This window comes from Dysgonomonas sp. Marseille-P4361 (assembly GCF_900343125.1).
Lineage (GTDB): Bacteria > Bacteroidota > Bacteroidia > Bacteroidales > Dysgonomonadaceae > Dysgonomonas.
The window spans coordinates 201119-226896 of sequence record NZ_OPYL01000001.1; the positions used below are offsets into that span (position 1 = coordinate 201119).

At 37.2% G+C, this 25778-nt stretch carries 18 protein-coding genes; 8 read left to right on the forward strand and 10 right to left on the reverse strand.

What is annotated here, in order from left to right; genetic code table 11:
* The first annotated feature begins 219 nt into the window (after positions 1 to 219).
* From DHU68_RS00900 to DHU68_RS00930, 7 genes are all read left to right on the forward strand, one after another.
* Complete coding sequence (locus tag DHU68_RS00900; protein ID WP_108821091.1) at positions 220 to 2175, forward strand: sialate O-acetylesterase; 1956 nt, start codon at positions 220 to 222, stop codon at positions 2173 to 2175.
* A gap of 381 nt (positions 2176 to 2556) precedes the next feature.
* Positions 2557 to 5592, forward strand: a complete 3036-nt coding sequence (locus DHU68_RS00905) for a SusC/RagA family TonB-linked outer membrane protein (RefSeq protein ID WP_108821092.1) — start codon at positions 2557 to 2559, stop codon at positions 5590 to 5592.
* Between the two features lie 11 nt (positions 5593 to 5603).
* The gene (locus tag DHU68_RS00910) at positions 5604 to 7313 is read left to right on the forward strand and encodes a RagB/SusD family nutrient uptake outer membrane protein (protein ID WP_108821093.1); all 1710 of its coding nucleotides are present in this window, start codon (positions 5604 to 5606) and stop codon (positions 7311 to 7313) included.
* 217 nt (positions 7314 to 7530) lie between these two features.
* Complete coding sequence (locus tag DHU68_RS00915; protein WP_108821094.1) at positions 7531 to 10602, forward strand: glycoside hydrolase family 3 N-terminal domain-containing protein; 3072 nt, start codon at positions 7531 to 7533, stop codon at positions 10600 to 10602.
* Entirely contained in the window at positions 10577 to 11428 is an 852-nt protein-coding gene (locus tag DHU68_RS00920; RefSeq protein WP_108821095.1) for a hypothetical protein, read from the forward strand. The genes DHU68_RS00915 and DHU68_RS00920 overlap by 26 nt, the downstream gene beginning before the upstream one ends.
* Positions 11406 to 12104 (forward strand): M15 family metallopeptidase, encoded by a 699-nt coding sequence (locus DHU68_RS00925; RefSeq protein ID WP_255412392.1) that lies wholly within the window; start codon positions 11406 to 11408, stop codon positions 12102 to 12104. The genes DHU68_RS00920 and DHU68_RS00925 overlap by 23 nt, the downstream gene beginning before the upstream one ends.
* A 56-nt stretch (positions 12105 to 12160) precedes the next feature.
* Positions 12161 to 12880 carry a hypothetical protein gene (locus tag DHU68_RS00930; RefSeq protein ID WP_108821616.1) on the forward strand — a complete coding sequence of 240 codons (720 nt, stop codon included), beginning with the start codon at positions 12161 to 12163 and terminating at the stop codon, positions 12878 to 12880.
* Between the two features lie 77 nt (positions 12881 to 12957).
* Here DHU68_RS00930 and DHU68_RS00935 read toward each other — a convergent pair whose 3' ends face one another.
* Complete coding sequence (locus tag DHU68_RS00935; protein ID WP_108821096.1) at positions 12958 to 13515, reverse strand: hypothetical protein; 558 nt, start codon at positions 13513 to 13515, stop codon at positions 12958 to 12960.
* Between the two features lie 204 nt (positions 13516 to 13719).
* On the opposite strand from DHU68_RS00935, the gene DHU68_RS00940 reads away from it, so the two are divergent.
* Positions 13720 to 13896 (forward strand): histone H1, encoded by a 177-nt coding sequence (locus DHU68_RS00940; protein WP_108821097.1) that lies wholly within the window; start codon positions 13720 to 13722, stop codon positions 13894 to 13896.
* Between the two features lie 68 nt (positions 13897 to 13964).
* On the opposite strand, the gene DHU68_RS00945 is transcribed toward DHU68_RS00940, so the two are convergent.
* The 9 genes from DHU68_RS00945 to rbsK all read right to left on the reverse strand — a co-directional run bounded on the left by DHU68_RS00945 (position 13965) and on the right by rbsK (position 25420).
* Positions 13965 to 16898, reverse strand: a complete 2934-nt coding sequence (locus tag DHU68_RS00945) for a calcium-translocating P-type ATPase, PMCA-type (RefSeq protein WP_108821098.1) — start codon at positions 16896 to 16898, stop codon at positions 13965 to 13967.
* A 62-nt stretch (positions 16899 to 16960) separates the two neighbouring features.
* Positions 16961 to 18112: a porin gene (locus DHU68_RS00950; protein WP_108821099.1), complete on the reverse strand. Its 1152-nt coding sequence runs from the start codon at positions 18110 to 18112 to the stop codon at positions 16961 to 16963.
* An 8-nt stretch (positions 18113 to 18120) separates the two neighbouring features.
* Positions 18121 to 18777, reverse strand: coding sequence for a vancomycin high temperature exclusion protein (locus tag DHU68_RS00955; RefSeq protein WP_108821100.1), 657 nt, complete (start codon positions 18775 to 18777; stop codon positions 18121 to 18123).
* Entirely contained in the window at positions 18777 to 19643 is an 867-nt protein-coding gene (locus DHU68_RS00960; RefSeq protein ID WP_108821101.1) for a nucleoside phosphorylase, read from the reverse strand. The genes DHU68_RS00955 and DHU68_RS00960 overlap by 1 nt, the downstream gene beginning before the upstream one ends.
* 108 nt (positions 19644 to 19751) lie before the next feature.
* Positions 19752 to 20690 (reverse strand): FKBP-type peptidyl-prolyl cis-trans isomerase, encoded by a 939-nt coding sequence (locus tag DHU68_RS00965; RefSeq protein WP_108821617.1) that lies wholly within the window; start codon positions 20688 to 20690, stop codon positions 19752 to 19754.
* Positions 20691 to 20814: 124 nt separating this feature from the next.
* Positions 20815 to 21870: a nucleoside hydrolase gene (locus DHU68_RS00970; protein ID WP_255412393.1), complete on the reverse strand. Its 1056-nt coding sequence runs from the start codon at positions 21868 to 21870 to the stop codon at positions 20815 to 20817.
* Positions 21871 to 21904: 34 nt separating this feature from the next.
* Entirely contained in the window at positions 21905 to 23455 is a 1551-nt protein-coding gene (locus DHU68_RS00975; RefSeq protein ID WP_108821103.1) for an ADP-ribosylglycohydrolase family protein, read from the reverse strand.
* 32 nt (positions 23456 to 23487) lie between these two features.
* Positions 23488 to 24495 carry a GRP family sugar transporter gene (locus DHU68_RS00980; protein WP_108821104.1) on the reverse strand — a complete coding sequence of 336 codons (1008 nt, stop codon included), beginning with the start codon at positions 24493 to 24495 and terminating at the stop codon, positions 23488 to 23490.
* A 10-nt stretch (positions 24496 to 24505) separates the two neighbouring features.
* Positions 24506 to 25420 (reverse strand): ribokinase, encoded by a 915-nt coding sequence (gene rbsK, locus DHU68_RS00985; RefSeq protein WP_108821105.1) that lies wholly within the window; start codon positions 25418 to 25420, stop codon positions 24506 to 24508.
* Between the last annotated feature and the right edge of the window lie 358 nt (positions 25421 to 25778).

A 25778-nucleotide genomic window follows, 5' to 3' on the forward strand; every position in this document is an offset into this window, starting at 1 on the left:
TTCAATAGCTTTAGATTCATATTATTTCAATACGAGAAAACTAATCGCTGCTATTTACAGGCAGAAGACAAAAAATAAATTAAGGGCAAACATATTAATAATGAAATAATTAATTATTACTTCTTCTACCAAAATACTATTTTTTCAGTCATAAGCTTTAACGATAAAGTTTATTTGTATATATTTATAATTCCAACAAATAAAACAAATGCCAATACCATGAAAAAACCAATACTATTATTTCTATTATTATGTGCAACAATTACACTTTCAGCACAAGTTAAAGTTGCAAATATCTTTACAGACAATATGGTACTACAAGCCCATAAACCTATAAAAATATGGGGGACAGCCAAAAAAGGAGAAAATCTAAAAGTTAGTTTAGGAAAACAAGAAAAGAAAACAAAAGCTAATAAACATGGCAACTGGATCGTAGAGTTCCCAGCTCTAGACTACGGGGATCCGTGTGACATTAATATCATAGGCGATAAAAATCGAATTCAATTATCTAATATATTAATAGGTGAGGTCTGGTTATGCTCCGGTCAATCCAACATGGCTATGAGAGTAAATGCCGGAGGAGGACAAGTGTATAATTACAAAAATGAAGAGAACAATGCGAACTATCCAAATATTCGCTCTTTTAATGTAAAACCAAACTATTCTACAAGTACGAATGTAGACATTGAAGGTACCTGGGAGATATGCTCTCCTGCAACAGTATCTGATTTTTCTGCTGTAGCTTATTTCTTTGCAAGAGAAATACATAATAAAACTGGTCTACCAATAGGAATAATAAACTCCTCTTGGGGCGGGACTGACATAGAAACATGGATAAGCTCAAATGCATTCGATACGCTCCCTTCTTTATTTAAAGAAAGATATAAACAAGTCTATGAAATAGGAGTAGACTCAATCTTAAAGCAAAATGCCAACAATAAAAAAGCTTTCACAGAATTAGTTACAAACGATATAGGTATAGAAGAGGAATGGCAAAAAATCAATTTAGACACTGATTCGTGGAAAGAAATGGCCATCCCTCAAGAATGGTCGAATACAGATTTAGCTGATTTTGATGGAGCTGTATGGTTCAGATACACCCTAAATATCGCAGATAAAGATGCTGGCAAACCTGCAATTATAAACTTAGGAAAAATAGACGATGATGACATTACATGGATAAATGGAGTAGAAATAGGTAAGACCGAAGGCGCAGGGCATGATAGATCTTATAACATCCCAGCCAATATTTTAAAAGCTGGTGCTAATTCAATTGTCGTCAAAGTCATGGATGGAAGAGGGGCAGGCGGATTTACAGGCACACCTAATGAACTTTATATCACCACCGAAGAAGGACAATATTCCCTTGCAGGCAACTGGCTATACAAAGAAACGGTAAGTAGTAAAGGATTTAATTTCATAGATGGAGAACCTAACATATGCAACAGCCTACTATACAATGCAATGATAGACCCTATCAAATCATTTGCAATTAAAGGGGTTATATGGTATCAGGGAGAGAATAATGCGGGAGCTGCTTTTAATTATCGCACATTATTTCCGTTACTCATCAATGATTGGCGCTCAAAGTGGAATGATAGTCTCCCTTTTTACTGGGTTCAATTAGCTTCTTTTATGCATAAGTCAGAACAACCACCAACTTACGACCATTGGGCGGAATTAAGAGAAGCACAAAATCTCACTTTATCGCTAGAAAAAACAGGACAGGCAGTCACTACCGACATTGGAGATGCGAACGACATCCATCCCCGGAACAAGCAAGATGTGGGTAAACGCTTAGCTTTAATTGCTCTAAACAAAGATTTTAACATAAAAGACATAGTATATTCAGGTCCGACATATAGATCAATGGAAAAGAAAGATAACAAAATTATAATCACGTTTGACAATACTGAAAATGGGATAATAGTCAAAAATAGATATGGCTATATTGAAGGATTCTCTATTGCAGGGAAGGATCAAAAATTTGTATGGGCTAAGGCCAAACTTATTGATAAAGATAAAATAATGGTCTATTCAGAAAGCATAAGTAACCCCATAGCCGTTCGCTATTGCTGGGAAATCAACCCAGATGTCAATTTTTACAATAGTTCAGAACTACCTGCATCTCCGTTCAGAAGAGACAATTGGAAATTAGATACACAAAAGGACTAAGCATCTATCACTATAACAAAACAGTCATTAGTAAATAGGATAAACAACGCTTATTAATGACTGTCTTAATTATTATTTTATCTCAAAAAATCTCACCTCAAACATGTTCGGTTAACATAATTTAAAATTTAACATTCATATCTAAACAAAGTCAAACGACCTACTAGCTTTGTTTGCGACCACATTGTTAACCATTCCCCCCTTTGTTAAAAATATTAAGACATTGTTTATACAAAAGTTATATTTATATTTGCTCGAATTTTTATTTTGTATGCCGGTTGTTAATCTTAAACAAACTACACATTATTACATAATGTCCGTTTATTTAAGTGGAATAACCTTAAAAAATTTAACGTATTATTAATTAAATCTTAAAAAAGGATGATTAAAACACATCGACAGATTGGTGATCTATTCAACAGATTGCTAAACAAATCATGTATTGGTACTGCTGTTTTGTGTGCAGGTTTATTCTTAGCAAGTCCATCAATGATGGCTACTACTGATAAAAATGTGGACAAGAACTCTGAAAGCTTAAGCCCTCTACAAAAGACTCACAGTGTTAAAGTGACTGTAACTGATGGAACCGAGCCTCTAATTGGAGCCAGTGTTATTGTAAAAGGAACTACCGATGGAGGCACTACTGACGTAGATGGAGTTTACACTTTCAGAAATGTAGCAGAAAATGCAACCATCGTTATCACATATGTAGGTTTCCACCCTCAAGAGTATATATTAAATGGAGAAAGCGCCATAAATATTATACTATCTGAAGATGCTGGCCTTCTGGATGAAGTTGTAGTAATTGGTTATGGTACTCTGGATAAGAAACAAGTAACGAACTCGGTTGTTTCTCTGAAATCTGAAGACCTAATGGTAGGTGTTGGAGGAGCAGACATCACATCCTCCCTACAGGGTGCTATCAGTGGTGTTATTTTCGCTAACAATGGGAGTGTTAATGACGGGACAACAATACAGCTGAGAGGTATGAGCTCTATCAATGCTGGCAAAGCTCCTCTAGTTGTTATTGATGGTTTCCCTGGCGGAGACATCCGTTCAGTTTCACCGAATGATATCCTTAGCGTTGATGTTCTAAAAGACGCTTCTGCAGGAGCTATCTACGGAACGAGAGCTGCCAGTGGTGTAATTCTTATCACAACAAAACAAGGTAGCAATACTGATGGAAAAGTAAGAATGACATACAGTGCCGAATTCAGAAAAAGACAATCTTACAATGCTCCCGATCTATTATCTGCTGAAGAGTACGTAAAATATGGCATCGGCGAAGATTATGGTCACGATGTAGATTGGTGGGATGAACTAATCAACCATGATAACCTTTCTCAAAGACATGAACTATCTCTTGAATCTGGGACTAAGAATGCTCAATTCTACATGAACTTCTTCTATGAAGACAATCAAGGTATTGCTATAGGAGACGGACGCGAGGATTATGGTGGACGTGTAAATGCGAACTTCAAAGTTCTTGATGACTGGTTAGAAATCAAACCTAATATCAGCTATAGACAAGCTTGGAGAGAAAGAGGATTTGTTAACTTCCAACAAGCTCTACGCAACAACCCGACAAGATCGCCTTATGATCCTGAAAGCGAAACAGGATACAATGTATGGACAGGGAATACCCTTGACTACAACATGCTTGCTGACAGAAAGCTTTCTAAAGATGAAGGTCTTGACAAATGGTTTAAACCTGAAGTTACTCTTAAATTAAATATCAAACCGATACGGGGTCTTTCTTATCAACAAGTTGTTGGTTACGAAAATCGCCAATGGGAAAGACATTATTACAGATCTAAATATCATCGAAGTGAGCTTGAAGAAAAAAAGACAGGAACAGCTGAACTTGAATTTTCAAAAACAGAGAACTTAACTTCCGAAGGTTACTTCAACTACATCAGAGATTTCGATGAAGGGAAACATACCTTAAGTGCAGTAGGAGGTTATTCTTATTTTGAAAAGAACAATGAAGGTTTCAGCATGAGTAACTATAATTTCGATGTTGATGGTATTGAATTCTGGAATATGGGTAATGGTAAAGCAAAAGACGATGGTAAAGCTGGCATATCTTCAAGTAAAGCTATAACAGAACGCTTATTAGCATACTTTGCCAGAGCCAATTATTCATACAAAGACACTTATATGCTACAGGCATCTATTCGCCATGAAGGCTCTTCCAAGTTCGGGGCAAATCACAGATGGGGTACATTCTGGTCAGCATCTGCAGGTTGGAGAATCTCGAATGAAAGTTTCATGAAAGATATCAGCTGGATAGACGACCTTAAAGTTCGTGCAGCCTATGGAGTAACAGGTAATAATGATTTCGACTCTTCTTATATGGCAAATATGTTAGGTTCTGATACGTATTGGATGCTACCTGATGGAACTTGGGCTTATTCATATGGTAAAAGCCAGAATATAAATCCAAATTTAGGTTGGGAAGAAAAAGCAGAGTGGGATTTTGGATTAGACTTTTCTTTATTCAACAATCGCGTCTATGGAAAATTTGATTATTACATAAGAACAACAGATAGACTCTTATATGATATGCGAGTTCCACAGCCTCCATATCCTAATGGATCGCAATGGCAAAATATCGGAGAAATGGAAAGTAAGGGATGGGAGTTCGATTTAGGTGCATCTATCATAGACAATAAAGAATTTAAATGGACATCAAATATCAATTTCTCTCAAAACCAATCTAAGATAGTTAACTTAGCAATGGCCAATACAACAATTAATGGAAATGGATTTCCTTCTCCTGGAGACCCTGGTGATGCTGCCAGAATAGAAGCCGGATCTGAAATTGGTAAATTCTTCTTATGGAAATTTGCCGGATTCGACGATAATGGAGATTTCTTGCTCTATAACAAAGAGGGAGAAGTTATACCTGCATCTGAAAAAACAGTGAATGATAAGCAATACATAGGAAGTTATATTCCTAAACTAATGATAGGTTGGAGAAATACCTTCCAGTATAAAGATTTCGACTTGGGTATCAATATGCGTAGTTGGATTGATTTTGATGTATATAACGCAGTGGAAATGTATTTTGGACTTCAAACTCCAGAATCCACTAATAAACTTAAATCTGCTTACGGCAAGAATGCACACATCACAGGAGAGAAACAGCAAACAGACTATTTCTTAGAAGATGGAACTTTCCTAAAAGTTGATGCAATCACTCTGGGATATACCTTAAATATGTCTAAATACACTAAGCTTTTAAACCAAATTCGCGTATATGGTACTGTAGGGAATGCATTTACAATCACCGGTTATGACGGCATGGACCCTGAAGTTAATATCACAGGATGGGCTGGTGGTACAGAAAATTTCTGGTCTGGTTATTATCCTACGACAAGAACATACACCTTGGGTCTTCAAGTTAAATTCTAAAAATACAAGAAATGAGAAAACGAAATATATTTAAATCGGCAGCTATAGGTCTAGCTTGTCTACTTACGGCTACTGCATGTAATGTAGAACCGACCTTCTATTCACAGGTTGCACCAGAAACTTTTTACCAATCACAAGATGCTGTCTGGCAACGATTCAACCGTCCTTTTACGCACTGGCGTTGGTATCTTGCTCAAAGTGAAGCCAGATGGAATTTACAGGAATTAGGTACAGATGAGATATGTCTTCCTACTCGTGGTAGTGACTGGTACAATGGTGCTGTATTCCAGAATTTCCACCACCACAAATATTCAGATGATATGACAGCAATAAAAGATGGTTGGAGTAATTATGCCATGGGTGTTGCTTTGGCGTGGGATGCATTAGAAGATCTGGAGAATGTAAATTTTGACGCCCTTGGCTTTGCTGAAGGTACTAGAGAATCTATGCTAAACCAGCAAAAAGCGCTTGTAGCATCTTTTTACTTAGATGGATTAGATTTTTTTGGAGGGGTTCCTTTATATTCCACTACTCAAGAAGAGGTTAAAGGACGTTCCTCTGCACAAGAAACATTTGATTATATAGAGCAATTATTCAACGAAGCCATCCCTAACTTACCTATAAAAGCAGATTTAGGGAAAGCTGAAAATGGTAGTATCAATAGAGCCACAGGCGCTGCCTTGTTAGCTAAGTTATACTTCAATGCAGAACCATATATCGGCAAAGCGATGTACAACGAAGCTGCAGCTATATGCCAAGATATTATTGATGGTAAATATGGCAAGTACGAGCTAGACACAGACTGGACTAAGACATTTGGTTTTGAAAATGAAACAAGTACAGAGATTATCTGGAGTGTCCCTAGTGAAAATGCTAAATTAGAGACACAAGGTGTCAATTGGGCAACCATGGTTCCTTACAATTTCAAAGATTACTTAGGAGGTCTTGAAAGCTCAGGAGGAAATAATGGCTATGGCCTAATTCCAAGCTATGCTCCTACTGGTAAGAAATACGACTACAAACTAGGAGGTATATACGAGAAGTTCCACGACAAAGACGTTCGTAAGCAACCATATGTTTATGAGGGTAATGGCAAACACAGAGGGATGTTCATTGTTGGCAAATTAGTCAATCCTCTAAACCCTAATTTCGTTTGCAAAGGAGGTAGAGAATATGTAGGACAAGTTTTAGAAATTGTAGACATGGTAGGTTATCTATCTAAAGTAGGAAGTAAAGAATATCCTACACTAGAATCTCTACCTTCAACAATTGCGCATGCAGAGGAAAATTCTTGTATACGTTTGATTAAGCGTAGTCCAAGACCTAACCAAGATGAAAAAAACCGCATGCATGATCCTGACGTGCCAATTATACGCTTAGCTGAAATATATTATACACTTGCCGAGTGTAAAATGCGTGAAGGTAAAAAGGCTGAAGCAGCTCAACTAATCAATAAAGTTCGTGCTCGTTACTTCAAGGATGGAGATCCAAATCCTGTAACTGCAGCTAATCTTGACAAGTATCGTATGCTAGACGAGTGGATGCTTGAATTCCTTGGCGAAGGTCGTCGTCGTACAGACCTAATCCGTTGGGATGCTTATGTAACTGAAGACTGGTGGGATCACAAAGCGACTAATGATAAAAATCTACATCGTTTCCCTATCCATTACGAAGTATTACAAGCAAATACTCTATTGGAGCAAAATCCGGGTTATGAATAAATAATTCAGATAAAATAAAACTCATATAACAAAGGAAAGCCAATTGGCTTTCCTTTGTTCATTTATCAGCATCTTAACATGACTATAGTTTTAGTTTAGAAAATGCATTTTAACTTAAATTTATTACTCGGCAAATATATAGTTTAGGGATATAAACATATTCATCTTATATTTGTAAAGAGGAATTTAACCTCTTTAATATAGATATTGCTAAATAATGAAAATAAAATATATTGCTGCCCTATTTACTATCATCTTCGCTGGTTACCTCCAAGGTATAGCATCAGATACAATAACAATTAAGAAAGAAACTTCATTTTACAATTCAGCTGACACCCTAAAGCTCGCTTTATGGGTCGACTCCGTGTACAATCAGATGTCGGAAGACGAGCGGATAGGACAACTTTTTATGCCTGTAGTTTTTGGTAACGATACAGAATCGAATCGCAAGCGAATACAAGGATATATAGAGAACCAATATGTAGGAGGCTTGCTTTTTTCTAAAAGTACCCCTATTGAGCAAGCAAATTTAACTAATGCCGCCCAAGAAAAAGCAGCGATTCCTCTAATGATATCTTTAGATGGGGAATGGGGACTATCAATGCGGCTATCCAATACAACTCGATTTCCGCGCAACATGATGTTGGGCGCCATTCAGAATGATTCGCTTTTATACCTCTACGGACAAGAGGTTGCCAGACAGTGCAAACTGATGGGCATTCATGTCAACTTTGCTCCAGACATGGATGTTAATAGCAACCCAAGCAATCCTGTTATAGGTAACCGCTCATTTGGAGAAGATCCTATTAGTGTTGCCCGCAAAGGAGTAATGTATTCTAAAGGAATTGAAGCAGGAGGAGTAATGGCTGTAGCTAAACATTTCCCTGGACATGGGGATACTTCAACCGATTCGCACAAGGTCTTACCAATAATAAATCACAACAGAGAGAGGCTCAACGAAATAGAATTAAAGCCGTTCAAAGAGTATATAGATGCAGGCTTATCAGGGATCATGGTCGCCCATCTTAACATACCAGCTTTGGATAAAACAAGTCAACCGAGTTCTCTATCTCCTAAAATAGTAACTGATTTACTACAAAAAGAATTGGGTTTCTCGGGTCTGATTTTTACTGATGGATTGCAGATGAAAGGCGTTTCTACAGAGAAAGATTATTGTGTCAGGGCTTTACTTGCCGGGAATGACATTCTTCTTGGACCTGTAGATCTGGAACGAGAATATAACTCTGTAAGAAAGGCTGTAGAGGATGGGACTATAAGCAATTCCCTTATAGAACATAAATGTAAGAAGGTGCTTACCTACAAATATCTTTTAAGAATAAACAAAAGGCAAAAGATAGAAACAGAAAACTTAATAAATAATCTAAATACTCCCTATGCAGAATGGTTGAATAGAGAATTACACAGAGAAGCTATCACCTTACTTAAAAACAACGATTCTATTATCCCTTTAAAGAAACTGAACAAACGAAAAATTGCTGCTATATCGGTTGGAGAATCTTCTCAAAACGAGTTTCACGAATCATTAAAGCTATATGCTGATGTTGATTGCTTTTCGGCATCTAGTAACGATGAGTTACTAAAACTAAAAAAGAAGCTAGAGGCTTATAATACTGTTATAGTTTCTATCCATTCTACAAGGAGCAATGTAAATACAGCAATAGTAAACATATCAGAGAAGAAAGACCTCGTTCTTGCTTTCTTTATTGTACCATACAGAATGACTTCTTATGCTTCATCTATCAAGAAAGCAAACGGTGTCATCCTGGCCTATGAAGGGTCAGAATTGGCTCAGGAGTATTCCGCTCAGGCTCTTTTCGGAGGAAATGACATTATAGGTAAAAACCCCGTTAATATTAGTGGATTATACGCGATGGGAGAAGGCATACAAACACCGAAAGTAAGGTTAAGCTATGGGATGCCCGAATCTGTAGGCATAACGTCTCACCGATTTAACCCTATTGATACTATTGTTCAGGAAGGGATAAAGGAACAAGCGTTCCCTGGATGTCAGGTTTTAGTTGTAAAGGATGGGACTGTTATATACAATCGTTCGTTTGGATCATATAAATATGACAGAGAGCAAAAGGTTACCAATGATGCTATTTATGATATTGCTTCTATGACAAAAGCATCAGCTACTGTTCCGGCAATAATGAAGTTATATGACGATTCCAAAATTAAATTAACTACACTAATCAGCACTCATGTACCTGCACTAAAGGGGACTGACAAATCGGGAATTACAATAAGAGAGGCCTTATTGCACGAAACGGGATTGGTCTCCTTTATTCCTTATTATATGAGAGCAATTGATGATAGCAGTTACGAAGGAAAGCTATTTAATAGAAGTAGAACTTCTGTATATCAGGCTCAATTTGATGGAAGAACATGGGCTAGAACAGATTACAAATTTAAGACTGGATTAATTTCAGAAATCAAAAAAGAAGGCTATTCTCCACTAGCAAAGGGGCTATTCATAAACAAGACCTACAAAGACACTATTATTAGCGCAATTGCAGACTCGAAATTAAGAAAAAGGAAAAATTATTTATACAGCTGCCTAAATTTCATGTTATTGAAAGAGGCAATTGAAGATATAGCCCAAACAGATTTAAACACTTTTACCCAAGATAATTTCTTCAAAAAACTCGGAACTACGACTACAACTTACAATCCTCTGACTAAATTTAAAGAGGAGCGCATAGTTCCTACCGAAAAAGATGATTTCCTTCGCAAACAATTGCTCCAAGGATATGTACATGACGAAGGCGCTGCATTCATGGGAGGAATATCCGGTAACGCTGGTTTATTCTCTAATGCAAACGATCTGGCCAAATTATACCAGATGTGGCTAAACCATGGGACTTATGGAGGAGAGCGCTACCTCTCAGAGAAAACATGCCGATTATTTACAAGCACAAAAAGCTCTACATCGCGCCGAGGCTTAGGTTTTGACAAGCCGGAAATGCGAACAAACAAATCAGGACCTACATCGCTAAGTGCTCCTGCCAGTGTATATGGGCACACAGGATTTACCGGAACTTGCTTCTGGATTGATCCGGATAATAATATGATCTATATCTTTTTATCAAATAGAGTTCACGAAAAACGCACTCATACCAATCTCTCGGCTTTAAAGATTAGAGAAAGGATTCAAGAAGAGATATACAAGGCAATGCGCAAAGAAAAAATAGAAGAAGAGTTAATTACAGATAATAATATCAACGAAAATATAGATACTGATGAAGGACAAACTAACACTGAGTGAAGAGATAGAAACATATCTAAATAGTGATAAGAGAGAGCTTTGGGGAGCTGTTTCAACTGACGATACAGATAAAATAACATCCATCACATCTGAAGATCTTGATGATGAACTGAACATAATCATTTCCGAATTATTCACAACTGGAAAAAGTGAAACTTTGGAAAACAAAAACTTCGGTTTAATTAAAGAAGGAAATAGTACTCTTGCACAAGACTTGGTAAAACTCGTTTTATCCTTAGATATAAACGGAGAAAAAGAAGACCTTAGACTATATATTGGTGAGAGGCTTTTTGATTCCGTAATACCTAATACAGTAAATTCGATTAAGGAGCAGGTAAAGAATTACCCTAAGAATGCCATTAATCCTCTTATTTGGGCTGAAGGTGCCGAAATGAGGGCAGCACTAAATGCTTTCATCTTTTACTATAAGCTAAAGGATAATATCGAAGCCCTGCATTTTTTGATGATGAACAGAACGCAGCTTTCATTATCAGTCATGAGCCACTACAAGAATATACTAGGTCCGGATATGATAGAGGCTGCACGCATCAAAGAGCAAATAGGAGAAAAAGAAACTGCTCTTTCATTTTACAAAGCGATTGAATCGGAGTTTAAAGGTGAGCTCGTATGGTTTACAAGTACTCCGGAAGCGGGTCCAAGTGAAGAAGACGTTGTTACATTAAAAACTTTGAGAGAAGCCCTCTTGTCAATCGACCGTCTATCTGATACAGACGAATATTCTGTTGTATGTAAGCAGATAGATGAAGTTCTTAGTAGAGAGGTTTTCGAAATTCCTTACTTCGATGAAGACGATGACGAAGAATAATCTTCTTATATATATAATACTATTCCTATGCTTTGTGCCATCTATCGTAGTGGCACAAAGCATAGGCAAGACTTCCAAGTTAGAACAATACCTACAATCCAAGAATCTGGTTAATGTCAATGAGTTAGACTCCAGCATCCGTTTCGATTTGAAATATGCGACCACAGACAACTTTACTAAAACAATTCTTTACGACAGTTTGTTAAATATATATCTGCATCCTGTTGCTGCAAAAAAACTGATAAAAGCTCAGAAGCGTCTGAAAACTATCAACCCAAAACTTAGCCTGCTTGTTTATGATGCTGTAAGACCTCTTAGTGTACAGAAAAAAATGTATCAAGTCGTTCAGAATACCAAGTTTGCTGCTTATGTAGCAAACCCTTCGCGAACAGGTCTGCATAACTATGGCATGGCTGTTGATCTTACCATATGTGACAAAAATGGGAAACCTCTGGACATGGGAACCCCTTTCGACTATTTTGGTAGTGCTGCCGGAATAAACAAAGAAGCTGAACTTATAGAAAGAGGAGTTCTAACACCTCAGCAAGTAAAAAACCGACAATTTCTAAGAGAAATAATGACTTATGCCGGATTCTTAACTATAAGGGGTGAATGGTGGCATTTCAATGCAGTATCGCTTACTGAAGCCAGAAAGAATTATGAGGTAATCCCATAAACAATTGCAAAGGGGCAGGATTACAAACACGAACAAACAAAATAAAAGATATGCTTATGAAGAAAAATTACACAATTTCGCTACTATTCATTATGTTGTTTTTCTGCAAATTAGATTCCTTCGCCCAATTTATTATTGCACAAGATACAATCAGAAAAACAATTGATTTTTGCCCACGTCCCAGTGATTTTAACAACGCTATAACAGTTCCGAACGATTCGGTGTTCTATTTATACCCTCCTGATTTAGAAATAGATCCTTGGAGATATGTAGATCATTATAGCCCAAATAGAACCACAAAAAGAGGATATATAAGAGGAACTGATTTTATGCGTGTCGACGACTATGATGTGGTTGAAGTAGGCAAGATTTCGGCCTATGGAAACGTATTTTTCAAGAATGACGATGTACGTATAGACATCTCTGTTTCAAAGATTGCTCAGAATGATAAATCAATCAGACAAGATATTTACGGAGGTTACACCATAAATAACAAAACGGCAATGGGAGTCAATAACAATGTCTCTCCTAGACTTCGCTATCATTCTATGAGTGTAATTATTAAAGGGAAAAAGATTGTATTTCCTAAAAAGGTTTATGAACATCTACTCAATCCCGAATTGGAAAATATGGCGGTTTACTACAATCCAGAGAAATCGACGGTATACATCATAGCCAACAACGGAGGAGTTAAAGCCTTCTATACTGCCATGTGGATCGTATCTCCGAATGGGGTTTCGAATGTATATGTCCACCAGCCTCTTCTTAAAAAATAATATATAAATTATATAGACAAAAGGTAGTTGCGTATAGTCAACTACCTTTTCTTTTATATTCATAAGAGATACAATACTTATTCAAATAATTCGGGATACATTTCCTTTGAAACACAATGTATCTGTTGCTTAATCTCCTCATCAAGAATTGCACTCCATCCTAATTTATCAAATTCAGTCTCTAAAGATTGGCAAACCTGAAAATCTTCTTCTGATACCTTGTATGTCTGTCCATCTTTAGTTCCAGATATAGAGATTTCGAAACGTCCCGATATCACCCATATGTGAGCTTTATGTCCAAAGACCTCTACATATTGAGGCTGTTCTAGATCACTAAGATGTGCTATTGTTATTTTCAATTTATCCAGATCGTCTATAGAATAAGACTCAAATGGATCAAAAGCAATAAAACCTTCTTCTAGTCTATTGAGCGTTACTCCTATCTGTTGTAGTTTATTAATAAGATCTTCCCGATCTGTATACTTAAAATATACACAGAAAGAATCACCCTCACAGTTGTGTCCTCCGCGCGAACGCATATAATGAAAGTATTGAAGATTTTGGCACCAACGCATTACCTCTTCTTTCGTATTGTTTTGGAAAAGTCGCTCTTCCGATATTTTATCTAGATTCATAGTCTCGTTATATAATCGTTATATGCATACTAAGTTATTACATTTTTTACTATCTAAGAAATTTAATTTAGTATATACATTACAAATCGTTTTTATTATAAAATATGTGGTTTTCCATATATTTTTTCCTGAAAACAAGGGGAACTATTGCATGTTTCATTAATGCGATTATCTTTGTATAGATTTTTTTTAAACTGTATAAACATGAAAGAATTAGTAGAAAAATTAAAAGAGAACTTTGAAGCTTTTGCTAAAGATGCAACTGCTCAAATAGAGAATGGTAATAAAGCAGCTGGAACTCGTGCGAGAAAAGCATCTTTAGAAATTGAAAAAGCATTGAAAGAATTTCGTAAGAAATCTATCGAAGCTTCTAAAAACTAATTTCTCTTTAGACACATAAAAAGCGGAACGATAATATCGTCCCGCTTTTTTTATTTTGTCTTAATCGACTATTTCTTTCTTATAAGGCGAGATAATTCACCAACCCATAGTACAACTGAGGTTCCTCCTATGATTATTAGCCAGTCCTGTAACATCAATGGAACTGTACGGAAAACATCTCCTCCAACTTCTACCACAAAGAATTGTCCTATCAGAATCAGGAAAGCGACTGATACAAAGCCCTTACTTTGTCCCATACTGAGAAATGCAGATTTACCTGTCATAAATGCCTTAGCATTGAACATATTCCAGAATTGCAATAATACAAATACTGTGAAGAAGAAAGATAATGAGTAAGCATATCTGCCCGAAGCCTCTATATGAGCAAACATTGTATCTAGCACTTCATTATTTGTGAAAGCAAATAACATTCCCAATAAAATTATTACAAACGATATTCCTGTGAAGAGAATATTATTGCGCATAGAAGGCGTTAGTATAAAGTCATTATTTTTGCGAGGACGCTCATTCATCACATTCTTATCTGGTGGTAATGACGCTAATGCTCCTGCAGCAAAAGTATCCATTATTAGGTTCACCCATAACATCTGTGTTACCGTCAGAGGTAGCTCATGTCCAAATATAGATCCTAGGAATACCAGTATCAACGCTGTTACATTTATTGTTAACTGGAAAAGAAGGAATCGCTGAATATTTTTGTACAAAGAGCGTCCCCACATCACAGCGGTAGCAATACTATTGAACGAGTCGTCCAGCAATGTTATATCACTAGCCTCTTTAGCTACAGCAGTACCTGACCCCATAGAAAGTCCCACATTAGCATGATTCAGTGCCGGAGCATCATTTGTTCCATCACCAGTAACGGCTACTATCTGTCCATTCTTTTGCAACAACTCCACCAGACGTTGTTTGTCTGTAGGTCTGGCACGACACATTATTTTAAGAGACATAACTCTTTTAAAGGCTTCTTCGTCTGATAATGCCTCAAAGTTGGGTCCGGTTATTATATTCTCATCCGTATCGGTATCCTTCCAAATGCCAATCTGACGACCTATTTCGCGTGCTGTTACCGGAGTATCGCCTGTCACAATCTTCACATCTATCCCAGCATTCAAACAAGTGGCCACAGCAGCCGGCACATCTTCTCTCACCGGGTCAGAGATAGCTGCTATACCAAGAAACACCAAATCTTTTTCAGCCAATTCCTGTACATCTGCATCTGCCAGATCTCCTTCCAATATTTTATATGCAAACCCTAAAGTTCGCATTGCCTGCATCTGATAGTTTAACAGTTGGCTTTCTATTTCAGTTTTTACTTCTTTTACAGAAACATTCCCCTCTTTAGATTGTACAGTAGAACATTTAGACAATACTATTTCCGGAGCTCCTTTTACATACAGCACCTTCTTTCCCAACAACGGAGAATCAACAATAGTTGCCATATACTTTCTCTCTGTAGAAAAAGTTAGCTGACCTACGATCGGAGTATTTTCTCTAATGTCTAAATAGTTTATCTTATTCGCATTCAACCAAAGCAAAAGAGCTGCTTCGGTAGGGTTGCCTAATGTTTTTATTTTATTAGGATCTGTAAAATCCAGATAGGCAGTAGAGTTTGTCGATAGACCTTCTTTAATAAGACAGCTTACTTCATCATCACCAATCTCTTGATTTTGTAGTGTATAGAATTGAGTTTCATGCACTCTCATTTGGTTTTGGGTCAAGGTTCCAGTCTTATCTGTGCAGATAACAGTTGCAGCCCCCATTGTTTCACAAGCATGCATCTTACGAACTAAATTATTTGTTTTAAGCATACGTCTCATGCTCATCGCCAAACTAAGAGTTACGCTCATAGGCAAGCCTTCGGGTACAGCAACTACAATAAGAGTTACAGCAACCATAAAGTATTGTAATATATGGCTCGCTGTTTCTATGCTCACCCACGATTCTGGATTTAGTGGATTAACTCCAAAAAGGAAGCTTATAGCAGCAATAAGAACAAAAGCTAGAATTCCAAACAAGAACCACTTCAACCAGCTACCCGAAGAAACACTCTTCGGTAATTCTTTGGTCTTCCCTGCTAATTCAAATCCATCATATAATATAGGCATCCATACCTTAACCAACATGATAACCATCCCGATCATGACACCCCCAAGAAGACCTAATTGTCCTAACGAATAGGAAACAGTTCCTCCAAATATATCTTTCAGGAACAAAATAGAGAATGTCAGAGTGGCTAGAATAAGTCCTAAAAAACCGATCAGTTTTGCCAGTCCGCCAAGTTGTTTGTTCAAAGGAGTTTCCTCACCAGTCATTTCGGTTGACTTCTCGGCAACCTGACCATATTCTGTTGAATCTCCGACTCTTTTGACCTCAAATATTCCGTGACCGTTCATCACATCAGTTCCACGCATTACCCAGTTTGAAGGATAAGTTGCTTCGTGATCGAAATCTTTCGGGTTGGTAGTCTTATCAATAATAGGTTCTCCCGTGAGTGATGACTCATTTATTTGCAATGATACAGCTTCTACGAGTTCACCATCAGCAGGAACTTCTTCTCCTGTCTCTAACAGTACGATATCTCCTACAACTACATCCTGCTTAGAAACCTCCATCACATTGCCGTTACGAATAACCTTTACAAGCGTATCGTCGTTTACCTGATTGAGAATATCGAACTTTTTATTCGCATCCATCTCGAACCAAAAAGCTATTCCGGTAGCCAGAAGAATTGCACAGAAAATACCAATCGTCTCGGTATAATGACCTTCTCCTGTAGACAAGTGTTCGAAAATAGCTATAGCTAATGATAAGAAAGCTGCGATAAGTAAGATCCTGATAATAGGGTCCTCGAATTTTTCTAAAAATAATTTCCATAAAGGCTCTTTAGCCGGCGGAGTCAGAACATTTGCTCCATTTTTTTCGCGACTTTCCTTTACCTGGGCATCAGTCAGCCCTATTAAGTGCTTTTTTTGTTCCATATATAATGTTTAAATTCTAAACAAGCTATTGTATATAACGCTGATTATCAAACAAAAGTTTTTTAGTAAACAATTTGAAGTTGTGCGATAACAACATTCGAATCTCTAGCTCCCCACTTCTTTGAATAATCGGTATGTGTATAATTGAGCTGTAAACGACAGGTCTTGTAAAAGTAATAGTTCACGCCTACCGTATATTCCATTAATTCGTTATTCGTACTTTTGTCTTGATTCAGATAATCAACTTTAGCGAAAGAGTTAAATTTTGAAGGAACAAAATAATACATTCCCATACCATTCAAGCCTTCTTTCTTTATACCTCCATCATTTCCTATGATCCACTCCAAGCGAGCATAAAATTGGTCGAATTTATAGTCGGAACTGAATATCCAACGATTACGAACATGGTCACTCACTTCCAAGTCTCCCGGTTTGAGATAAGTTGCCTGACCAAAATAAGCACCTCCTCCAATTCTAAATCCCTTAATCGGTTGAAGAAGAACATTCGCAGCGAAGTCTTTTGTATTGTTATTATCTTTTGTATTGAGACCTGTTCCTTGATAAAGCCCTATATCATAACCTAGCAAATTATGAGTTTTGGTTTTTATCAATTCTCCATATATTTTGACTCCAATATCTCGACCTGCACTACTTATTTTATCCTGTAAATACATTACATCATCCTTCATCCCCATCAGGGCTGAAATAGAACGGGTATTCAAGACACCTTCTATAGCTGTGAGAGAAAGCTGATTCTCGATAGAGAGAGGTGTCTTTGCCTGTCCTAATCTTACATTGAAAGCAGCAGACGGCGTCCACTCACCATAGAACTCATAAATAGTAGCATGTGCAAGGTCTGCAAAGACACAATATTTGAAGTTTTTTATAGGTTCTCCTTTTAAGGAAAGAAATACAACTCTGGGTTCGGCCGAATGTTTTACATTTTCCAGATCACTGTATTTATACATAAACAGAGAGTATCCTCCTAATTGCAGAGCAGGAGAAGTTACAGTCTCTTTAATTTTCTCTAGTGTATTTTTTGGCGAGAGATTACTTTTTTTCTCTTCTGAAGCAAACAGGCTTAATGAATCAGCCTCAGCCTGAGTAATTACATTTTTCTCTACAAGTTTTTTTAAAAGAGCATCATTAGAATCTTGTCCGTAAGCAAACAAGCCTAACGAAATAAAGGAAAGCAAAAACAATACTTTCTTCATAATCACAATCAATCTATTTTTATTGGTTCACCTAAGAATTTAGGCTTTTTATTAGTAATAATATCTACAAACACTTTAACTCGGGCAAATAACTCACGTATCTTAGTTCTGTAAGATGAGCGATTTAGTCCTAAGTCTTTCGCATTATAGCCATAAGCTTCTAAGTCGTAACATTGAGCAAGAAAGACTGCCCGTTCGTTATGGAATTTTTGTGAAACAATGATAAACGACTCTTGACCAAAAACGGCATTCATCCTTACTACTGAGTCTAATGTCCTAAACCCGGCATAGTCCATATGTATAATACTATCCGGAACACCTGCCTCGATAAGAGCATTGCGCATATCGTCCGGCTCGTTGTAGGTATGTCTCCCATTATCTCCACTTACAACAAAGATCTTTACTTTCCCCGATTCATACAATTCTTTTGCAGCTTGTATGCGATATGAAAAATAAAGATTTTCTCTATTCCCTATGTATCTCGCTGCACCTAGTACCAATGCTGCCCTTTGCTTTGGCACATCTTCTACATTATCAAAAACAAATTTTTGAGTATCGTGAGGTATTTTCCAATTGGCAAATACAATCAACAGAATTACGCATAGCGTTGCCAACCCAACAAACAATAAGATACGCTTAAGAAGCTTTTTAGTTTTAAGTTTCATTAAATACGCTCTAAAACTGTTTTAATCAATTCTTCAACGGAGCCTTTGTAGTTTGAATTAGAATCTCCTGCTATACGATTTGCTATAATAGTGCAGACTGTCATTGCCTGATGTCCCATCAATCTAGATAATCCTGCCAGAGGGGCACTTTCCATTTCATAATTGGTAATAACATCGCCGTTGAACTGGAAAGATTCGATCTTTGAATTCAGATCCGGATTTGCCAAAGGTAAGCGTACATATCTCCCTTGAGGTCCATAAAAACCAATTGCAGAGATAGTCACTCCTTTAATCATATCATGTCCTATCCTATTCACCAGTTCCTGACTTGCCTCTACTACATAAGGAGAACAATGTTGAGGGTTCCATTGAACATAAGTTTTAAATGCTTCTTCAAAGTCTTGTAAAGTTACATTATTTCGCCCTGCATAATAATTCAGGACACCGTCGAAACCTATTGATTTTTGGGCAACGACATAAGACCCTATAGGGCAATGAGGTTGCAGACCTCCCGATGTTCCCACACGCACCATTGTCAGCTGCCTAAATTCTCGTTTAACTTCTCTTGTCTCAAAGTCAACATTCGCCAAAGCGTCCAGCTCTGTTAGTACAATGTCCATATTATCGGGACCAATACCATGAGAGATGGCTGTAATATGCTTCCCTTTGTATTTCCCCGTGATTGTACGAAACTCGCGGCTTTGAACTTCACATTCTATTTCATCAAAGAATGATGCTGTAAGGGCAACTCTAGCAGGGTCGCCCATCATTATTATTTTATCAGATAGCTGTTCCGGTTTCAGATGAAGATGAAATACACTTCCATCGTCATTTATTATAAGTTCAGAATCTGGTATTATTCTCATAACTATGTTTCTTATAAGTGATGCAAAGATATATAAAAATAGTAGCAGGGATTACCCTGCTACCAGTATATTAACAAAATCTTAATATGTGTCTAACGCTAAGGTAATCTACTTTTCTATAGACAGTAATTCTACCTCAAAGATTAGGTTTGAGAACGGTTTGATCGTTCCCTGATCTCTACTTCCGTAAGCCAGATCATAAGGAATATAAAGTTCCCATTTAGATCCTACCGGCATTAACTGAAGAGCCTCAGACCAACCTTTAATTACTTGTGTAACTCCTAACACCAATGGTTCTCCTCTATCGATACTGCTATCGAAAACAGTTCCATCCAGCAATGTCCCTTTGTAGTGAACCTTAACTCTATCTGCTTCTGTTGGAATCTCTCCTGTTCCTTTAGTCAATATTTTATATTGAAGACCGCTAGGCAAGGTTACAACTCCTGCCTTAGTTTTATTTTCAGTCATAAACTTTTCACCTTCGGCAATCTCTGTTGCGTACTGAGCTCTTTGCTCTTCGGCTTGTTGCAGCTCTTTCTTTTGAGCTGCTTTTTCAGACATTTCTTGTATCAATTCTTCGCCATTTTCAATCAGAGATTTCTCCTCATTCAATGCTCCGGAAAAAGCTGCAAAGAAAGCATCTTTATTAAATTTACCTTCTCCGCCTAAAATTTCTTTAGAGAAGTTATCGGCTGTTGCAGCAAGCTGACTTCCGATCGCAATACCCGAATTGTATGAAGTACTGCTTTTATCTTGATTCAATGCATCTGAGAAACCTTTCAAGAACTCAGAAAGATTTTTGGTATTTGCTGTTTTTATAGAATCTAGTTTATTTGCATCCTCTACTTCAGTAGTATCCGCCAAAACCCCCATTTGAGTCAAATAAGATTTTAGTCCGCTCTGCACGATAACAGAACCAAGAGCATATGATGCGGAATCTGCTTCATTTTTAAGTTCTATAACAGATGTTCTTTCTTGTGCATTAAGCGCCAACGACGACACTAGCATAAGCGATACAAAAGAAAAGAAAGATAGTAGTTTTTTCATGTTCATATTGTTTGCTTTTTGTTTCAAAATTCGTTTAAATACTTTTATATTCAAATACAAATTTAGCATTTTATTTTTCTGAGCCTATCCATTGTTGCAAACTTATCGTAAAATAGTATAAATCTTACTTTTCGCTTTGATACTTTAATGGTCTCTTTGTTATCAATTGCACAAAATAGTCTTTGATTACTTCCGCTTGATCTTTTGTTACCATTAAATAGTTATGGTTCCCGTCAGATGAAGGTTTGAAACGAACAATACCTTTATCGTCAATAGATATAACTCCTTTTTCGGAGACATTAAAAAAGTTTTTATCTTCTTCCACAACATAGAGAACTGAAGTCAAATCCCATGTCTGACGATCGTATGGCATAGGCATATAGCTGGCATATCCGACAACCAAAGGATTTGGCTCTTTCCATTTAAAATAATTTTCTATACTTGATCCCGGATAAAGAATTTGCTCTCCTACTTCGAAAGGAGAAACAATAATTTTTGTGGGCCATTCTTGCATTAATCTTTGGGCTGAAGGGATATCACAGTTTATATTAAATTCAGGATTTTCGCTTAGAATGCATCCCAACATAGCAGAAACGTACTTCACCTTTTTAGCAACTAATTCTTTCCCGGACAAAGAAGAATACTCATCTGCTTCTGAGTCCAGAAGTTGCACTAAATTTGTAGAAAATCCCACCGAGACAATAACCACAGAAGAGTCTGGCTGTGCTGCTAATATCTTCCTATACAAAGGAACTGATTTGGGAAAATCAACATGATTCTTTACTGTTCGCTCAAAAGCTGGATTTCCTCCTTCTTCAAGAGTACAAGCAGCTCTCACAAAGTGTGGGTCTACATCTAGCTTTGTCGCTCCCTCTGCAATTACACCTATAGGAATATTGGGATAACCATACCATGTATTCATTATATCGATATAACCTGCAGAGTATTCACTCTCCTTATTGGTTGATATTGCGAGTAAATTAATTCTTCCCTCATCTACATATTTATATAACATATCCAAAGCCAAAGCATCGTCTACATCATTCCCCATATCGGTTTCGAAGATGATAGAGATTATATTTGAATCCTGATCTATTTTTTCTGCTTGTGCAGATTTATTATTCTTACAGCCAACAAGAAGTAGCAGGCATATAATAAAAAAAGAAAATTTTGTTTTCATCATTGTTCTATATTAATCAATATTATTATCTATTTTATTCCGGATGAACAGTGGTAATTGGAGCATCGGAGTACACTACATAATCCCACGAACGGAGATAGTATTTATCACTTGCTCCTTCAACCTCTATCATCACTGTATGCTTCCCTTTTGGCAATTGATACCTCCAGAATAAATCAAGACGGCGATATCGGTATGCAGTAGGGAATTCAGCTCTCTCTATCTTTTCTCCGTCAATATACATTGTTGCAGTCAGTGACCCGTCAGGCATATCTTTGCTTCGCTTAAGGACATCTCCTCTTAAGACAAAGCCTGTTCCCTCAAATTCGAATGTCAGTGTTTTGAAATCAGAATTACTAAAACGTTTCTTCGCTATAGGATACATCCCTTCAAAACTTTGCTCAAGCCTAACTGCTTCGGGCTTCTGAACTTTAATTGTAACGTTTGTTTCGTTTATCTCTCCGCCATTACGCGTGATCATATCCAAAGCATGTTTGTTACTAATTGCATATACCTTGTTTAACGACATCGTAGTATACTTAAAGTCAATATCTTCTGCGCCATCCAGACCTCTCAACCAATATTCAGGGATGTTATTATAGCCCAACATGGTTCCTAAAATTCCACCGGCTGACGAAGGATTACAATCAGAATCTTGCCCTGCACGAGTAGAAATCTCCATTGTCTTGGTAAAATTTCCCTGTCCATAAAGTAGTCCTAATATTATATATGCTGCGTTTATACGGGCATCAATATTCAATGGAGAAAAAACACCTTCAGAGCATCCGATATCGTCTGAATGTTTACGTTCCAGTTCGAACCAGGTTTGCTTCCAATCATCCGGATATTCCTTATGCCAATTGATAACATCAGCCATACATTTATAAAATTTGCTTTCTGCCGGAATAGTCTTCAACGCTTCTGTAACAATGAATTCTACATCATCAGATATAAAGGCAAGAGAATACATGGCTCCAACATATACACCACCATACCATCCATCCCCATAGTTCATTATATGTCCTATTTTATCACTGATTTCAGATGCTGAGTTTACCATCCCCGGATTCATCAGTCCTGCATAATCTGCCTCTATCTGATAGTCTATATCATCTGCATGAGGATTATTCAACCAATGTCCGGGATCTTTCACGCCATGCAAAATATTATATCTGGCCGCCTGATTAGCATGCCACAATGTATACTCTGCATTTGCAAAAGCATATGCAAATGAATCGACTGGGGCATCTAGCCCTACCCTTTCCAATACATCGACAAAGGTTAAGTCCATATAAATATCATCATAAAGACCGGGTGAAGCTATCATCAATTCTTTTACATATCCCGAACGCCAATCAATAGGCTGATCGTCTTTTATAAATGTTCCTTGATACCTGAACTCGGTTGGTCCTCCAAATGTAACCCCTATGGTCTGCCCAGCCCAACCTCCTTTTATTTTATCTAACAGTTGCTCTTTTGTCATAGTTAGCTTTTCTGGCAAATGATTGCCACTTTTTCTTTCTTCCTGACACGAAAGAAGGAGTAGGCAAATGATAAGAACAGGTATAAATGCTATTTTTTTCATAAAAAATAAGGTTACGTAATTAGACTATAATGTCAATTTGTTCCTGACAGAACAATTAGACTCAAACCCGTGATAAATAAAATAAACATTAAGAATAAAAGAGCATTAACACTTTTTGATGCGCCTTTAAATTCTTTCCATATAAATATCCCCCATATAGCAGCAATCATAGGAGCCCCTTGTCCCAGTGCATACGAAATGGCTGAACCTGCTTTTCCGGCAGCAATATAACTAAACAGGGTTCCAAGAGCCCAGATGCAACCACCCAGGATTCCAACCATATGCGTACTTAACGAGCCTTTAAAATATTCGCTATAGCTAACAGGACTGCCAACAAATGGCTTTTTCATTACAATAGTATTAAACAGAAAATTACTACCAAATATACCTATTGCAAAGATGAAAAATGCAGTGTAAGGAGTTATCATTCCTTCCTGAGGCGATTCGAAATTGTCCAGATCCATAGCTGCTGCGACAAATCGATAGAAGAAAGACATTAATATTCCGGCTGCAGCTGCAAGATATATCCCTTTCTTTCCATTACTGTTCGCTGCCTGCGTTTTATTATTCCCTGCCGCTATACCATTCATTATAATAGCCAAGACAATGAGTGCAACCCCTATGAACAGAAAAACAGGATCACCCTTAGGACTACTAAAATAATTTATAAACACGCCCAACACCAAAGCAAGCCCTACGCCTAAAGGAAAAGCAACAGACATCCCTGCAATAGATACAGATGCTGCCAAAAGAATGTTAGATGCATTAAAAATAACACCTCCTATTGCTGCACTCATAAGATTTGAAGAATCGGCCTGACACAAATCGTCTATAAAACTTCTTCCTTGCTCTCCAAAGCTTCCTAAAGTGAATGCCATTACAATGGAAAACAAAAGAATCCCTATCGTGTAGTCCCAATAAAACAGTTCATATCTCCATTTTTTACTGGCAAGCTTTTGAGCATTACCCCACGAGCCCCAACATATCATAGTTATGATGCAAAATAAAACTGCTACTCCGTAACTGCCTATTATAAACATAGTATTAATATTAAAGGTTAAATTTTATATCTTTTCTGTATGGGATAGAATTCTGAGCTCCCATAGAGGTCACAGCTATGGAAGAACACTTGTTTGCGAACAGAATACTATTTTCTAAACTATTACCTTCGGACAAAGCAACTGCTAATGCACCGCAGAATGTATCTCCGGCAGCAGTTGTATCTACTGCATCTACTTTGAATGCCGGAATTCTTACACAATGATTGTTCTCTAGTAGAAGAGCCCCTCGTGATCCGAGAGTAATAATAACGATGTCAACCCCCTTAGAAGCGATTGCCCTTGCGGCCTGTTCTCCACTCTCCCAATCTGAGGCTTTTATTCCAGAAAGCATTTCTGCTTCTGTTTCGTTGGGAATGATAATATGAAGATTACTCAACAGTTCATTTGAAAGAGCTTGTGCCGGAGCCGGATTCAATATAACCCTAACTCCATTTTCATTTGCTAAACTTGCTGCATACTCTACTGTCTCTAATGGAATTTCAAGTTGCATTAAGAGGATATCTGCTCCGATAATAACGCCTTTTATACTTTCTACATCAGCAGGGGAAAGTGTCATATTCGCACCAGATGCTACAACGATGCAATTCTCACCAAGACTATCTACAGAGATAAGGGCTACTCCAGACGGCTCATCAGGATCAGAAAAGATATAATCTGTATTAATGTTTTCTTTTTTATATAATTCTACTGCTTTACTCCCAAAAAGATCATTCCCTACTTTTGTTACGAAAATTACATCCCCGCCAAGTCTGCTCGCTGCAACTGCTTGATTTGCTCCCTTTCCTCCGGGATTCATCATAAAGGTGCCACCCAGTATAGTTTCCCCTGGAACTGGAAGTCGCTCAGATTTAACTACCATATCGGTATTGCAACTTCCCAAAACTACAATTCTATTCGTTTTCATGATTAGATTAAGATTAAAGATTTCTAAAAAGGGCATTCAGTTCTCTTAATATGCTGATATTTAGAACAGATCATAAAGTTAATAATTAAAGAATAAGATTCTTTATGCTTGTAATAAATTATTTATAAATATTTTCTTCAGAACTTATTGATGCCCGAAAACAAAGAATTATATACAATATTTCCTCCCTTTCGTTTTGATTCTCTGCCGAATAATACGTTAAAAGATAAAACTAAATTAAAAGATCGTATAAATACTAAAAAACAAATCACTACCTTTGCACCTCCTTAAAGGCTAGCTCTCAATTATTATGGCGGAGAGACGGCTTTAAGTTTTTTCCACATAAGATATTTGAAAT